Annotated in this window: 20 protein-coding genes; 11 read left to right on the top strand and 9 right to left on the bottom strand. The window is 69.9% G+C overall.

Going from position 1 to position 14084, the window contains the following annotated elements; genetic code table 11:
* Positions 1-379: 379 nt before the first annotated feature.
* The 3 genes from KZC57_RS11095 to KZC57_RS11085 all read left to right on the top strand — a co-directional run bounded on the left by KZC57_RS11095 (position 380) and on the right by KZC57_RS11085 (position 1645).
* Positions 380-859 carry a DUF2087 domain-containing protein gene (locus tag KZC57_RS11095; protein WP_247641762.1) on the top strand — a complete coding sequence of 160 codons (480 nt, stop codon included), beginning with the start codon at positions 380-382 and terminating at the stop codon, positions 857-859.
* A 123-nt stretch (positions 860-982) separates the two neighbouring features.
* A complete protein-coding gene (locus tag KZC57_RS11090; protein ID WP_247641761.1) occupies positions 983-1168 on the top strand; it encodes a hypothetical protein in 186 nt (61 codons plus the stop codon).
* Between the two features lie 30 nt (positions 1169-1198).
* Entirely contained in the window at positions 1199-1645 is a 447-nt protein-coding gene (locus KZC57_RS11085; RefSeq protein ID WP_247641760.1) for a GNAT family N-acetyltransferase, read from the top strand.
* A 185-nt stretch (positions 1646-1830) separates the two neighbouring features.
* Here KZC57_RS11085 and KZC57_RS11080 read toward each other — a convergent pair whose 3' ends face one another.
* Both KZC57_RS11080 and KZC57_RS11075 read right to left on the bottom strand, forming a co-directional pair.
* Entirely contained in the window at positions 1831-2127 is a 297-nt protein-coding gene (locus KZC57_RS11080) for a hypothetical protein (RefSeq protein WP_247641759.1), read from the bottom strand.
* Between the two features lie 175 nt (positions 2128-2302).
* Entirely contained in the window at positions 2303-2875 is a 573-nt protein-coding gene (locus tag KZC57_RS11075) for a TetR/AcrR family transcriptional regulator (protein WP_247641758.1), read from the bottom strand.
* A 75-nt stretch (positions 2876-2950) separates the two neighbouring features.
* Here KZC57_RS11075 and KZC57_RS11070 point away from each other — a divergent pair, with 75 nt between their 5' ends.
* Positions 2951-3952: an SDR family NAD(P)-dependent oxidoreductase gene (locus tag KZC57_RS11070; RefSeq protein WP_085604478.1), complete on the top strand. Its 1002-nt coding sequence runs from the start codon at positions 2951-2953 to the stop codon at positions 3950-3952.
* Between the two features lie 62 nt (positions 3953-4014).
* On the opposite strand, the gene KZC57_RS11065 is transcribed toward KZC57_RS11070, so the two are convergent.
* A complete protein-coding gene (locus KZC57_RS11065; RefSeq protein WP_247641757.1) occupies positions 4015-4347 on the bottom strand; it encodes a hypothetical protein in 333 nt (110 codons plus the stop codon).
* 43 nt (positions 4348-4390) lie between these two features.
* The gene (locus KZC57_RS11060; RefSeq protein ID WP_247641756.1) at positions 4391-5260 is read right to left on the bottom strand and encodes an NAD(P)H-binding protein; all 870 of its coding nucleotides are present in this window, start codon (positions 5258-5260) and stop codon (positions 4391-4393) included.
* Positions 5261-5342: 82 nt separating this feature from the next.
* Here KZC57_RS11060 and KZC57_RS11055 point away from each other — a divergent pair, with 82 nt between their 5' ends.
* Complete coding sequence (locus KZC57_RS11055) at positions 5343-6047, top strand: YafY family protein (protein WP_247641755.1); 705 nt, start codon at positions 5343-5345, stop codon at positions 6045-6047.
* 58 nt (positions 6048-6105) lie between these two features.
* Positions 6106-6483: a VOC family protein gene (locus KZC57_RS11050; RefSeq protein ID WP_247641754.1), complete on the top strand. Its 378-nt coding sequence runs from the start codon at positions 6106-6108 to the stop codon at positions 6481-6483.
* 385 nt (positions 6484-6868) lie between these two features.
* Here KZC57_RS11050 and KZC57_RS11045 read toward each other — a convergent pair whose 3' ends face one another.
* The 4 genes from KZC57_RS11045 to KZC57_RS11030 all read right to left on the bottom strand — a co-directional run bounded on the left by KZC57_RS11045 (position 6869) and on the right by KZC57_RS11030 (position 8988).
* The gene (locus KZC57_RS11045) at positions 6869-7033 is read right to left on the bottom strand and encodes a hypothetical protein (RefSeq protein ID WP_158698493.1); all 165 of its coding nucleotides are present in this window, start codon (positions 7031-7033) and stop codon (positions 6869-6871) included.
* A 382-nt stretch (positions 7034-7415) separates the two neighbouring features.
* Entirely contained in the window at positions 7416-8138 is a 723-nt protein-coding gene (locus KZC57_RS11040) for a 3-keto-5-aminohexanoate cleavage protein (RefSeq protein WP_247641753.1), read from the bottom strand.
* A gap of 7 nt (positions 8139-8145) precedes the next feature.
* Positions 8146-8373 (bottom strand): hypothetical protein, encoded by a 228-nt coding sequence (locus tag KZC57_RS11035; RefSeq protein ID WP_025104100.1) that lies wholly within the window; start codon positions 8371-8373, stop codon positions 8146-8148.
* Between the two features lie 174 nt (positions 8374-8547).
* Positions 8548-8988: a VOC family protein gene (locus tag KZC57_RS11030; protein ID WP_247641752.1), complete on the bottom strand. Its 441-nt coding sequence runs from the start codon at positions 8986-8988 to the stop codon at positions 8548-8550.
* A gap of 99 nt (positions 8989-9087) precedes the next feature.
* On the opposite strand from KZC57_RS11030, the gene KZC57_RS11025 reads away from it, so the two are divergent.
* From KZC57_RS11025 to KZC57_RS11005, 5 genes are all read left to right on the top strand, one after another.
* Complete coding sequence (locus tag KZC57_RS11025; RefSeq protein WP_247641751.1) at positions 9088-10038, top strand: YafY family protein; 951 nt, start codon at positions 9088-9090, stop codon at positions 10036-10038.
* Positions 10039-10176: 138 nt separating this feature from the next.
* A complete protein-coding gene (locus KZC57_RS11020; RefSeq protein ID WP_060921288.1) occupies positions 10177-10440 on the top strand; it encodes a type II toxin-antitoxin system Phd/YefM family antitoxin in 264 nt (87 codons plus the stop codon).
* Positions 10437-10817: a PIN domain-containing protein gene (locus KZC57_RS11015; protein WP_247641750.1), complete on the top strand. Its 381-nt coding sequence runs from the start codon at positions 10437-10439 to the stop codon at positions 10815-10817. The genes KZC57_RS11020 and KZC57_RS11015 overlap by 4 nt, the downstream gene beginning before the upstream one ends.
* A gap of 109 nt (positions 10818-10926) precedes the next feature.
* Entirely contained in the window at positions 10927-13257 is a 2331-nt protein-coding gene (purL, locus tag KZC57_RS11010) for a phosphoribosylformylglycinamidine synthase subunit PurL (RefSeq protein ID WP_136051028.1), read from the top strand.
* The gene (locus KZC57_RS11005) at positions 13254-13397 is read left to right on the top strand and encodes a hypothetical protein (RefSeq protein ID WP_017202962.1); all 144 of its coding nucleotides are present in this window, start codon (positions 13254-13256) and stop codon (positions 13395-13397) included. The genes purL and KZC57_RS11005 overlap by 4 nt, the downstream gene beginning before the upstream one ends.
* 78 nt (positions 13398-13475) lie before the next feature.
* On the opposite strand, the gene KZC57_RS11000 is transcribed toward KZC57_RS11005, so the two are convergent.
* The gene (locus tag KZC57_RS11000) at positions 13476-14048 is read right to left on the bottom strand and encodes a TetR/AcrR family transcriptional regulator (RefSeq protein ID WP_247641749.1); all 573 of its coding nucleotides are present in this window, start codon (positions 14046-14048) and stop codon (positions 13476-13478) included.
* Positions 14049-14084 lie beyond the last annotated feature (36 nt).

The following is a 14084-nucleotide window of genomic DNA, read 5'->3' as shown; positions in this document are numbered from 1 at the left end:
AGGCGTCTCTTCGTCGATCGCCCCACGTGGTTCTCGACGATCACGAAGCCTCGCCCTCACCTGATCGCGACCCTCGGCGTGTGGGCTTGGTTCATCACCGCATTCTTGGGCGGCGGATCCTTGCCACATGTCGCTGCCGTCCTCGAAGGGACTGCGATGGTGGGCGCCGCCAGCTGGTACGTCGCGATGATGAGGAGCTATCGCAGTGCCCTCCGTCGCAGCGATGGACCCTGACCCAGACGATTGATCAGCGTTTCCCGTGCTCGCTTCTCGAGTGGACGATCATCCGTCCGTGCGCCGTCTATGCTCTCTGCGTGCTGCTCGTCCCGCTCGGGCCGATGCGGAACCCGCAGCGCCGACCTGGGACCGTGGAGGCATCGTGAGCGACGTGAGAGCAATGTTGGCTTGTCTGGCAAACGAGGAGGTCGCTCGGGTTTTCGCGAGCATCGTCCTCCGAGTGACCACGGAAGACGTCCCCCGGGGAAAGGCGGAGAAGGCGGTCGACGCTCTGACCCGGAGTGGCCTCATCACCGCGACCGGCGACAGCCTCTCTCTGAACTCCGAAGGCATCAGGGCGGAGTTGGCGGGACTTCGAGGTGTGCCGACGCCGGATCCGCTGCAACGGTGGTTCGACGCCAGCGGTCGGGTCAAGCAGTACCCGCGGAGATCAAGCGAGCGACGGGCGATGCTGAAGGCCATCGGAGACCGCGTGATCGCCGACGGTGAGCGGCTCAGCGAAGCGGACCTGAACCTCCGCCTCGAACGGTACTACTCCGATGCACCGACGCTGCGACGGTTCCTTGTCGTCCACGGGATCCTTACCCGAGAGACGGACGGCTCGGTGTACTGGCGCGCGTGAGCCGGGACCGATCATGTCGCCCTGGAGCCTCGACGCGGGGCGGCTTGACGTAGGGTACAGCGACGTCGTGGCCGCAGGATGCAGCCCGTAGGAGCGATTGTGAAGCAACGAACGAGACGAGCAATGGTCAGCATGGGATTTGTCGGTGCCAGCGTCATCATCCTCGCCATCGTCATGGCGATTGCTGAGGGCTACATCTCGGACGCGGAGCACACGACTGGGAACCTCGCACCTGCTGCTCTGACTGGTCTGTTTGGCGCATGTCTCATGCTCGTCGGCTTCGGGAGCATTCTCTTCCGAAGAGAGTGACCAAGCCCCGAATCGGGCTACGGTACCGAGATGGACGAGTCGCCCCTGACCATCGAATCGTTGCGTGAACTCAAGGACGCTGACGCCGAAGCAATTGCATCGCTCCTGGTGCAGCTCTCCGCATCGGCCGAGTTCGATCGCGCTCGAACCGAGGCGGTCATCGCACACGAGGCGACGGAGCTCCTGGTGGCGCGTGACTCTGGGCGCATCGTCGGCACCGCCACTCTCGTAACCGCGCCTTCCCTGACCGGGCTCCGCGGGCACGTCGAAGATGTCGTGGTCGACGAGGTGGAACGAGGGCGCGGCATCGCACGACTCCTCCTGCAGCACATGACTCAGCTCGCGCAAGAGCGCGGACTCCGGACGCTCGATCTCACCTCACGCCCGTCCCGAGAGTCCGCACTGCGGCTGTACGAGTCCGTCGGGTTCCGCAGGCGTGAGACGAACGTGCTCCGGTTCAGCCCGACCGCGGACTAGTTACGCCGCGACCCCTCGCGGCAACCGCACCACCGTCTCCTTGGTCAAGATGTGGCGGTCTCGCGGGCTGGTCTGCTCGCAGGTGGCGGAGGGCGACCTCTCAGACCGCGCAGGTCAGACCGCGGCCGGCGGCTCCGTCAAGACGTCACCGCCACACTCGTCGCCGGCATCACACGCCGAGCGGGTCATGGCTTCCATAGTGAATTGCGCACGGACACGGAGCGATCGGTGAGGTTGACGCCGGTGATAAAGGCAAGGAGCCCGATCACGAGGTACACCGGAAGCGCATCTCCAGCCGGGCTGTCGAGGTTGCCCGACGACCCGAACCACGCAAGGACGCCGAACCACACCAGAACGGGAACGATGGCGAGAAGAGTGCCGAGCTTCCTGCCGACCCTCCCCACCAACGTCCCCCAGAGGAGAAGAGCTACGCCCACCGCGACAAAAAGCATGATGTCCACCTCTAGCAGTTCCTCACCCACGGCCACCACACACCCGCCGGCCCCGACACGATGCCGCGGGATCGCGTTCGCTGTGTCATGTGACACATGAAAGCATACATATGAGGTCACAACCGATACTCTCGCCTCGAGGTACCCGACGAGTGCAGCGTGGAGAACCGCGACCGTCGCGTCGCACAGCAATCCAGCGAGAGACTCAGCTCGCCGCGATCCCCCGCAGCAACCGCACCACCGTCTCCTCCACCCGCTCCGCACTCAACGGCTGCCCGATCAGGGCGGAGTACGAGGCGATCGCGATGAACTCGTCCGCGACCGCGGCGGCATCCACGTCGGCCCGCACGTCGCCGTCCGCGCGCCCGCGAGAGACCCGCTCCGAGACCCATTCCCGAATCGGCGCCGCCAGCCGCTCGTTCAAGACGAGACCCAGCTCCGGGTCGGCCGCCGTCACCTCGATGAGCGCCCGCGCCAGCGAGACGCCCTCAGGCCGGGCCAGTCCCGCGGACACCGCCGTGAACCACGCGCGCAGGTCCGCGCCGAGGTCGTCCGTCATCGGCACAACGACATCCGCACCAGGGACCGCGCCTTCGAGCAGCGCTTCCCCGAGGATCGCGGCCTTCGACGGCCACCACCGGTAGATCGTCTGCTTCGACACCTCCGCCTCAGCCGCGAGACCCTCGATCGTCACGGCCTCGTATCCGTCTGCAGCGAGCGCGCGACGCATCGCCTCCAGCACGGACTGGCGGGCCTTTTCGCTGCGAGGACGGGGCACCTTTCGAGCGTACAGAGGCGTACACTGGAAGATAAGTAGACGCACCGTTGCGAAACCCGAGCAAGGAGAAAGAGCATGGCCCTCACCGCACACTCCACCATCGGCGACTGGATGAACGACCCCACCGGCGGCCCGCTCATCCGGGGCCTCTTCGAGCAGACGGGCGCCGACCCCGAGCTCCTCACCCCCGTGCTCGGACTCCCCCTGCAGCAGCTCGTCGCCATGAGCCAGGGCCAGCTCCCCCAGTCGGTCGTCGACGACCTCGTGCGCGCCGCGAACAACGGCGAGATCCCCGAGGACGACGCCTCCGAGGGTTGGACCGAGAAGGTCACGGCGGGCCGCTTCGCCGGCAAGACCGTCATCGTCACGGGCGCCGCCTCCGGCATCGGCAAGGCCACCGCCTCGCGCATCGCCCGGGAAGGCGGACGCGTGATCGCCAGCGACATCGCGGCCGAGAAGCTCGACGCCCTCAAGGCCGAGCTCCCGGATGCCGACATCGTCACGGTCGCGGGCGACCTCACGAAGCAGGACGCGATCGACGCCGTGCTCGCCGCCGCGGGCGACCGCATCGACGGGCTCGCGAACGTCGCCGGCATCAACGACGACTTCTCCCCCGCCGGGGAGACCCCGGATGCCGTGTGGGACCGCGTCATCGCGATCAACCTCACCGCACCGTTCAAGCTCATGCGCGCGGTCATCCCCGTCATGGAGAAGGCCGGCCGCGGCGCGATCCTCAACGTGTCGAGCGAGGCAGGCCTGCGCGGCAACGCCTCGGGCAACGCCTACACCGCCAGCAAGCACGGCATCATCGGCGTCACCAAGTCGGCCGCGTTCATGTACGGGCCGAAGGGCATCCGCGTGAACTCCGTCGCCCCGGGCGGCGTCGCCACCGGCATCCCGATGCCCCCGCACATGTCCGAGTACGGCTCCGGCCGCCTCGCCCCGTTCCAGCAGGCCATCCCGACCGTCGCGACCGCCGAGCACCTGGCCGCGTCGATCACCTTCCTGCTCTCGGACGACGCCGTGAACATCAACGGCGCCATCCTCGCCTCCGACGGCGGCTGGTCCGTGCAGTAACGCGACTCCATGGAACCGACGCCCCCGCCGACCCGAACGGCGGGGGCGTTCTCCGTCTGGGGTCAGCGCTTCTGCGGGAGGACCGCGGTGGCGAGGGCGGTGGCGATGATGCCGAGTGCACCCACGCCCAGGAGCACGAGACCCGCGGGCCAGACCTCGCGCGTGAAGACGTCGTAGCTGTCGCTGTACTCGACGATGTGCTTGACCGTCCCGACTCCCGTGAGACTGATGCCGACGATCAGGGCCACGACCGACACACCCCACGCGGCGATCCATCCGAAGCTGTTCACGGCCAGCCGTCGCCGCTCCGCGCGCTCGAGCTCATCGGTCTCGGGCGCGGTCCCAGACAGCGCGTCGCCATCGGTCTCGTGCGTCACCTCGGATGTGGTCTCCATGGCCGCACCATATCGGACGGGACCGGTTCCGGCAGGATGCCGGTCACACCACCCCGAGGAGCTCCTCGCGCACCCACGCTTCGAGAGTCGTCGGCGTCGTCGAGAGGACGGACCGCGGCTGCTCGGCCACGAAGCCGTCGCTAAGCCCGGTCGACATCCCCAGCACGGCCTCGGCCATCGCCTCCGGCATCCCCGCAGCGCGGAGCCCCTGACGCATCTCCTCGTCGTCGATGCGCTGCACGGTCACCTCTCGCCCGAGCTCGCGCGTCAGGATCGCGGCGACCTCGCTCCAGCTCAGATCCGTCGGTCCGTGCACGGCCTGCACCCGCCGCTCCCTCCACTCCCCGTTCAGCAGAGTGAGGGCGGCGACCTCCGCGATGTCGCGCGGCGCCACCCACGGTACCCGTAAGTCCAGCGGCAGCACGGTGGCGAGCGTCCCTGCCCGCAGTGACTCGACGTCGAGCAGCAGGTTGGTGAAGAAGTAGCCGCAGCGCAGATGCGTCACATCGATGTCGAGGGCGTCGAGCGCGACCTCCGTGGCGGCCAAGCCGTCTATCTCGCCGACGCCGTGCCGCTTCTCCGCCCCGACGCTGCTCTGGAACACCACGCGCCGGACGCCGTTCGCCCGGACGGCCTGCACCAGGGCCTCGGTCGCACGCGCGTAGTCGGCGAGCGGGTCGTCGGAGAACACCGACGGATTCACCCAGTACAGAGCATCGACGTTCCGAGTCGCGGCGACGACCTCCTCGGGATCCTGCGAGTCGGCCTGCGCGATGTCGACGTACGGGCGCAGGTCGGCGGCGATGGCACCCGGGTTCCGGGCGAGCAGCAGGGGGCGGACACCGGCGCGGATCAGCATCCGGGTGAGGTGGCCCCCGACGTGGCCGTTGGGGGTGGTGACAGCGATGCGCATGAGGGTCCTCTCGGTCGTTGTCGATCCACGCTACGAACGGATACGGCCTGATTCCGGCCGCATCTCGCGCGATGATGGAGCCGTGGACGCCCCCTCGCACCGCACCCTCCATCTGCTGTCTCTGCTGCAGACCGGCGGCGAGTGGAGCGTGCCCGACCTCGCCGCCCGCCTCACGGTGAGCCCGCGGACGGTCCGCCGCGATGTGCAGCGCCTGCGCGACCTCGGCTACGACGTCCATTCCCGCCCCGGTCCCGGCGCCGTCTATCGCCTGCGACCGGGGACGCGCATCCCGCCGCTGCTCCTGGACGCCGACGACGTCACCGCGATCATCACCGGGCTGCTCGTCCTCGAAGCGTGGAGCCCGGAAGACCCGGCCGCCGCCGTCGCCCGCGGGAAGATCGAGCAGGTCCTCCCGCCGGGCCTCCGACGACGGGCCGCGGCGACGGCGCTGTCCACGCAGATCCTCCGCGCAGAGCCGGCGCCCGCGGCGTGGGCTGCGGTCGGGACGCTCGCGGACGCAGTCGCCCAGGGGGCGCGCATCGCATTCAGCTACACCGACCAGCACGATCACGCTTCGGAACGGGTGATCGCGCCGCATCGCCACGTCCTCCGCGGAGGGCGGTGGTACGTGGTCGGCTTCGACATCGACCGCGACGACTGGCGGCTGTTCCGGCTCGATCGGATGCGGGAGGTGCGGACGGTGCCGGGAGTGTTCGCGGCGAGGGCGTTCCCGTTCGCGTCGGTCGAGGAGTGGCTCACGAGCGACTTCGGCCGGTCCGGAAGCTGATCCCCCGCGGCGGCGCAAGCCCCTCCGCGGACACCCTCCCTCGCCGTACCCTCGCCGCATGTTGAAGATCGTGTCGATCGTGATCCGCGTGGACGACCTCCCGGCCCAGACCGCCTTCTGGAAGGCCGCCCTCGACTACGTCGAACGGGACCCCGCGGAGGACGACTGGGCCATACTCAAACCCCGCGACGCAGACGCGCCCTGCATCGCGCTCGACGCGCACCACTCGGAGCGTGTGCTGCCGCCGCGCATCCACCTCGACATCTACGCGGAGGACCAGGCTGCCGAGGTGCAGCGCCTCGCCGGGCTCGGAGCACGGGAGGTGCACTGGGACGGCCGCCCTGACGACGCCGACTACATCATCATGGAAGACCCCGAGGGGAACCGCTTCTGCATCGTGGACCGTCCCGACTGGGGCGGGTGGAGTGCGGGGTGAGTCCGCGGGTCTTCGTGCGGCCTCCTGCGGGTGCGGAGTGCGAAAACGTTCCGTGACAGGCGGAACTATGGACGTTTCTGCACCCGCACCGGGTCCCGCGCGGCGCGCATGACGTTGGCGAGTGCGAAGACGTTCCGGAGCGGGCGAGGCCAGGGACGTTTCTGCACTCGCACAGAGGCGGAGTGGCGCACCCGCTGGGGAGCGCGGAAACGTTCCGGTACTGGCAAGACCAGGGACGTTTCTGCACCCGCACCGGTGTCCCGGACGGGCACCCGTGCAGGGAAGCGCAGAAACGTGCCGGAGCCGGGTGGCGGGAGGAGCGGTTCTGCACCTGCACCCGACGTCAGGGGCGAGGCATGCGGGCACGAGTGCTGGAAGCGCAGGATCAGGGGGTGTCCGGCGCGGTGGTGCGCTCCGCGGCGAGGGCGCGGCGGTGCGCAGTCAGTGCCGCCCGGACCGCCGAGTAGATGATCAGCCACAGGAGCAGCAGCGCGAGGAGCGGGACGACCACGTAGACGAGCAGGAAGTAGACGGAGGCACCGGCGAACATCGCTCCAGCGTAGGGGCGCTCGTACTCGTCGGGAAAACCCTGACACGGTTCGGACCGCCCCCTTCCGAAGTCGAGTGCGAGAACGCCCCGGAACCGGCGACGGGAGGTGCGGTTCTGCACTCGCGTTCAAGGGCCGGGATCAGCCCCCGCGGCGCGGAGTGCGAGAACGGACCGAAGCGCGCCACGGGAGGAGCGGTTTCGCATCCGCGGCAGGGCGTGTGCGGCCGGCGCTGGGGAATGCGAAAACGGGCGGGAGTCTGCGCGGTGAGGCACGGTTCTGTACTCGCACAAGCGGGTCTGCGCCGTAGAGTGCGAAAAGGGACCGGAATCCGCGGAGAGAGGGACGTTTCTGCACCCGCACGGGTGCCACGGTGCGGCGGAGCTAGGCGCGGGGGAGGCGGGCGCGGGCGGCGCGGACGAGGGCGGCGTTGCTCGGGGCGTCGGCGCCGTCCGGCAGGAGGAGCGTGTCCTCCAGGCCGATCCGCGTGTCGAGGTCGAGCTCCCCGGCGAGGTCGAGGGCGGGCCAGGCCGACAGCTCCTCACCGTGCAGCAGGATCGGCAGGTCGGGCTCCTCGCGCGCCACGTGGGCGATGAGTCCTTCGGCGTGCGGACGGACGACGTCGGCGGCCTCCGCGGCAAGCTCGACCAGCACGCGCAGGCAGGCCCCACGGACCGGGGAGACCCGCCAGGCCTCGAGCCCTGCCGCGTCCCAGATACCCGCTTCCACACCGATCCCCCGTCGATGCAGCGCCGCCGCCACCTCGTCCGCCCCGGCCTCGTGCCAGTTCACGGAGGCATAGTCGGGGAGTTCCGTCCAGCCCTCGATCGCCTCGAGGCGCCTCGACACGTCCGGTTCGGCCCAGGCGCCGGTCGTCACTCCCACGAGCACTCCCGGCGCCGCGGCACGGACGGCTCCGAGCCACCGCCGCACATCCTCGGGCGCCAGGGAGTCGCGGCCGGCGGCGTCCTTCGCATGCACGTGGATCTCTGCGGCACCAGCATCCACGGCCGCCGCGGCGTCCTGGGCCACCACCGTCTCGTCGGCGCTCAGCCACGGATGCTCCGCAACGTCCCTGGCACCGTTCACGCAGGCCTGCAGGATCATCCGCGACTCACCACATGAGGTCGCGCGGGTGGGCCTCATTCGGGGCCACGTCGTCGGACGGCCCCTCCTCGGTGCGCACGAAATGCTGCACCTGACGCGCTGTCGCCGCGCCACGGCCGACCTTCACCGCCTCCTCCATCGACTCGAAGCTGCTGCCCAGCGTGTGCGACTCGCCCTGGATCCGGTTGAACCAGATGCCGTTGCGCGAGAACGTCTCGATGTCTCCTGCGGCCATGCCCTGCCTTTCGTCTCCTCCTTTCTACGTCAGGCGACCGACGACGAAGAGGCCCTTGACATGTCATGTCGCCCACGGGCGGTGACCCACCCCGTTACGTGCATCCCGGCCCGTTGCGGACGGGCGCAAGGGGCCGGGTCGACCGCACGGGGCCGGGTCGAGCGTCCGACGCGGTCAGGCGACGTCGAGGACCCAGGTCACGCCGAAGCGGTCGGTGAGCATGCCGAAACCGGCGGACCACGCGGAGGCGGCGAGAGGCTCGATCACGGTCGCACCCTCGGCGAGGGCGTCCCACACGGGCTGCAGCTCCTCCAGGGAGTCCGCTCGCAGCGACTGGAAGAAGGAGCGGTCCGTGATCGTCATCCCGTTCTCACGACGGGTGGTGCCGGCAGTCGCGGCCGTGTCGTCCGCGCCCGGGATGTCGTACGCCATCAGCCGCACGGGCCCGTCGAGCTGACCGAACACGAGCTTGTCGAACCCGGGGACCCCCTCCGGCATCCCGAACTGTCCGTAGGTCGCCGCGGTCACCTCGCCGCCGAAGACCGACCGGTAGAAGTCGAGGGCCTGACGGGCCGTGCCGCGGAAGTTGAGGTGGGTGGTGGTCGTGAGAGTCATGGTGTCCTCCGTGTCCCGGCCCGCCGATCGGACCGTGTGAGCCCACCGTCACAGCAGTAGAGGTCTGTTTCTGTCCGCTTCCTCGCACAGAATGGAGCCATGACCGGAAGCTCGTCGCGGATGCTCGCGCTGCTGTCCCTGCTGCAGGCGACACGGGACTGGCCGGGCGGGGAGCTCGCCGACCGCCTCGGCGTCACACCGCGCACGGTGCGCCGCGACGTCGATCGGCTGCGCACGCTCGGCTACCGCATCGGATCGAGCAAGGGCCCGTACGGCGGCTATCGCCTCGAAGCGGGGTCGGATATGCCGCCGCTCCTGTTCGACGACGAGCAGGCCGTGACGATCGCCGTCGCCCTGCAGAGTGCGAGCGCGACCGGGATCGAGGTCACCGAGGCCGCTCAGCGCGCTCTCGCGACCGTCCGTCAGGTCATGCCCTCGCGCCTGCGCCACCGCATCGACGGGATCCGCTTCGACGGAGCGCCGGCAGAGGTCCGCGCCGACCCGGCCGTGCTGGAGGCGGCGAGCGCGGCGGTGCGTGAGCGGAAGGTGCTCCGCTTCGACTACGGCTCCGAGCGGGACCGCCCGCCACGGCGCACCGAGCCCCATGCCGTCGTGGCGCGCGAGGGCCGCTGGTACCTGCTGGCCTGGGACCAGGACGCGGCCGACTGGCGCACGTATCGCCTCGATCGACTGCGGCCGCGGACGCCGACCGGCCCCTCCTTCGCGCCGCGGCCTCTTCCCGCCGCGGACGCGCAGACCTTCCTCGCCGCCCGCGCCAAGGGCTCGACGACCGAGGACCGCTGGCCGTGCACGGGGGTGGTGGACATCGCCCTGCCCGCGAGGGAGGTGGCGCCGTGGGTCGGAGACGGCGCTGCGGTGCCGCTGTCGGAGGACTCGTGCCGGGTCACGGTCGGCTCCTGGTCATGGACGGGTGTGCTCGCCGCGGTGGCCCGGTTCGACGCGCCGTTCACGGTGGTCCGGCCCGAGGCCCTGCGCGAAGCGGCGGGGATGGTGGCGCAGCGGTTCGCGGCAGCGCACTCCTCCTCCTGACGCCGCCCTTCAGGAGAGTTATCCAGAGCCTTCGGGGAGATCCGTCCGTGCGGCCTCGCAATGTCGCCGAGCGATGGTTCACTGGACCCACGAATCGGAGAACTAGTAGTTCTACTACTTTGGATCTACCCTGAGGAGATGGGCACCGTGTCGAAAACCGAGCTGAATCAGCAGACCGCGCGGGTGTTGGCGCGCGTCACCGCCGGCGAACACCTGACCGTGACAGACCGCGGGCGCCCGATCGCCGAGCTGTCGCCGCCCGCCGAGACGGCATGGACGCGCATGATCGCCAACGGGCGGGTGACGCTGCCCCGCGCGAGCGGTCCGCTCCGCCGCGCCCCCGTGCCGGACTCGCTATCCGTGACGGAGATCCTCGACGAGCTTCGGGCCGACCGGTCGTGATCTACCTCGACACTTCAGCAGCCGCGAAGGCACTCATCGAGGAAGAGGGGTCGGAAGCGGTCGTCCGCGCCTTCGCGGACGGCAGCGAGTTCGTCTCCTCGCGCCTCCTCGCCGTGGAGCTGCACGCGATCGCCGACCGCCGTTCCCTCGACCGCGAAGCCGTCGTCGACCTCCTCGACCGCGTCGCGCTCGTCTCCCTCGACGACGAGACGCTGACCGCGGCCATCCGGGCAGGCTCAGGGCTCCGCACTCTGGACGCTCTCCACCTCGCCGCCGCGCTCGAACTCGGCGACGTGGTCACTGCGCTCCTCACCTTCGACCGCGAGCTGGCCGCCGCCGCACGCGCGCAGGGCCTGACCATCGCCGAGCTGCCATGACGCCGCCGCCTTCCCGTCCTGACGCCGTCCGACGGCACGCACGAGAGAACGGCCCCGACCGCGCCGGTAGACTGAACACGCCCCGCCGGCCCCTTCCTTTGGAGTGCGCGTGACCACCGCCCCTGCACCTTCCCCCCAGCACGTCCCCGACTCCGTCGAGAACGCGATCGCGACGCCCGAGAAGGAGCAGCCGTACGGCGCCCTCGGGCTCAAGGACGACGAGTACGCGCGCATCAAGGAGATCCTCGGCCGCCGCCCCACCTCGGGCGAGCTGGCGATGTACTCGGTGATGTGGTCGGAGCACTGCTCCTACAAGTCGAGCAAGAACTACCTGCGCCGCTTCGGCCAGAAGGTCTCCGACGAGATGAAGGAACGCCTGATGGTCGGCATGGGCCAGAACGCGGGCGTCGTCGACGTCGGCGAGGGCTGGGCCGTCACCTTCAAGGCCGAGTCGCACAACCACCCGTCGTTCATCGAGCCGTTCCAGGGTGCGGCCACCGGCGTCGGCGGCATCGTCCGCGACATCATCTCGATGGGCGCCCGCCCCGTCGCCGTCATGGATGCGCTGCGCTTCGGTGCGATCGACCACCCGGACACCGCCCGCGTCGTGCACGGCGTGACCAGCGGCATCAGCTTCTACGGCAACTGCCTCGGTCTTCCGAACATCGGCGGCGAGACGGTCTTCGACAGCGTCTACCAGGCCAACCCGCTCGTGAACGCGCTCGCGGTGGGCGTGCTGCGCCACGAAGACCTCAAGCTCGCGAACGCCACCGGCGTCGGCAACAAGGTCGTGCTGTTCGGCGCCCGCACGGGCGGCGACGGCATCGGCGGCGCGAGCATCCTGGCCTCCGACACGTTCGCCGACGGCGGCCCCACCAAGCGCCCCGCGGTGCAGGTGGGCGACCCGTTCGCCGAGAAGGTGCTCATCGAGTGCTGTCTGGAGCTCTACCGCGGCGAGCTCGTCGAGGCCATCCAGGACCTCGGTGCCGCCGGCATCTCCTGCGCGACCAGCGAGCTCGCGGCCAACGGCAACAGCGGCATGCACGTCTCGCTCGACAACGTGCTGCTGCGCGACCCCACGCTGACGGCCGAAGAGATCCTCATGTCGGAGTCGCAGGAGCGCATGATGGCGATCGTCGCCCCTGAGAAGCTCGACGCCTTCCTGGCCGTCGTGAACAAGTGGGAGGTCGAGACCTCCGTGCTCGGCGAGGTCACCGGCGACGGACGCCTCATCATCGACTGGCAGGGCGAGCGCATCGTCGACGTCGACCCCTCGACCGTCGCGGTCGACGGTCCCGTTTACGACCGGCCGGTCGCCTACCCGACGTGGATCGACGCCCTGCAGGCGGACGCCGCCGAGAACCTGCCTCGCGCGAACGATGCCGAGACGCTGCGCGAGCAGTTCCTCGCCCTCGTCGCCTCCCCGAACCTCGCCGACACGAGCTGGATCACGAACCAGTACGACTACTACGTGCTCGGCAACACGGCCCTGAGCTTCCCCGACGACGCCGGCATGATCCGCGTGGACGAGGAGTCCGGCCTCGGCTTCTCCGTCGCGACCGACGCCAACGGCCGCTACTGCCAGCTCGACCCGTACGCCGGCGCGCAGCTCGCCCTCGCCGAGGCGTACCGCAACGTCGCCGTGACCGGTGCCGTGCCGACCGCGATCACCGACTGCCTCAACTTCGGTTCTCCCGAGAACCCCGAGGTCATGTGGCAGTTCGGGCAGACCGTCGACGGCCTCGCAGACGGCTGCTACGAACTGGGCACTCCGGTCACCGGCGGCAACGTCTCGTTCTACAACCAGACCGGCGATGTGCCGATCCACCCGACCCCGCTCGTCGGCGTGCTCGGCATCATCGACGACGTCTCCCGCCGCATCCCGTCCGGATGGCAGGACGAGGGGCAGAACATCTACCTGCTCGGCACCACCTCGACCGAGCTCTCCGGCTCCGCATGGGCCGAGGTCGTGCACCAGCACCTCGGCGGCCGCCCGCCGAAGGTCGACCTCGCGGGCGAGAAGCGCCTCGCCGGACTGCTCGCCGCCGCCCGGGACGAGTGGCTCATCTCCTCGGCGCACGACCTCTCCGAAGGTGGTCTCGCGCAGGCCCTGGCCGAGGGCGTCATGCGCTTCGGCGTCGGCGCCCGGGTCTGGCTCAACGAGATCATCGAGCGCGACGGCGTGGACGCCGCGACCGCCCTGTTCTCCGAGTCGACCGGCCGCGTCATCGTGACCGTCCCCCGCGAGGACGACGTGAAGTTCCGCGGACTCTGCGAGGGCCGCGGCTACCCGGTTGCCCGCATCGGCGTCACGGACAGCGAGCCGCAGCTCGAGGTGCAGGACGTCTTCACCGTCTCGGCCGCCGAGCTCCGCGAGCGCTCGCAGGCCACGCTGCCGTCGTACTTCGGTCCGACCGTCACGGAACCGGTCAGCGCATGAGCGGCGACGGCCTCAGCGAGGACTACGGCGACCTCGGCGAGAAGCGCAACCGGCGCATCCGCATCATCGCGTGGACGGTCATCGTGGCGCTGATCCTCGGCGGCGGCGGCGCGACCGTCCTCACCCTGCTCCTCGGCTGACCCGGGCCTGCGTCGCAGATTCGCACCCGGGTCGCAGGGATTCCAGGAATCCGTGCGACCTCGTGCGGACCCGCGACCTCAGCGCGCGAAGAGGTAGCGGGTCAGGGCGACGACGGAACCCGGATCGTGGGCATCGCGGCCGAGGGACTCCACGATGATGGCCCCGAGGATCGCGCGACCGAGCTGCTCGACCGGGGCGTCCTCCGGCAGCTGACCGTCGCGGATGCCGCCGCGGAGACGCTCCGACAGGTACTTCTCCACCCCGAGGCTCTCCCCGAGGTGAGCGCCGACCGACGCATCCTCCGTGGCCGCGGCCACGAGCGACCGCAGCAGCACGCCGCCCTGCGGCTTCTCGAGAATGGAGAGCACGCTCCGCAGCCAGGTCTCCACGTCGGCGGAGAGGTCTCCGGTGTCGGGCACGACGAAGTCCACGGGGATGAGGCGTCCCTCGGCCAGGCACTCCCCGATGAGGGCGCCGCGCGACGGCCACCAGCGGTAGATGGTCTGCTTGCCGACCTTGGCCTCCTTGGCGATGCCCTCGATCGTGAGCCGGTCGTACCCCTGATTGTGGAAGAGCCGGGCCGTCGCGTCGAGGATCGCCTCGCGGGCCGCGGTGCTGCGCACAGGGCCGCTGCGATGCTCGTTCACCATGCGTTCAGGATAGCCACAGATCTCTAGACGAGACGT

It is taken from the genome of Microbacterium sp. KSW4-4 (assembly GCF_023091185.1).
In the GTDB taxonomy this organism is placed as follows: Bacteria; Actinomycetota; Actinomycetes; order Actinomycetales; family Microbacteriaceae; genus Microbacterium; species Microbacterium paraoxydans.
The sequence above is the reverse complement of the archived record's forward strand: the minus strand, read 5'-3'. Positions and strand labels throughout refer to the sequence as shown.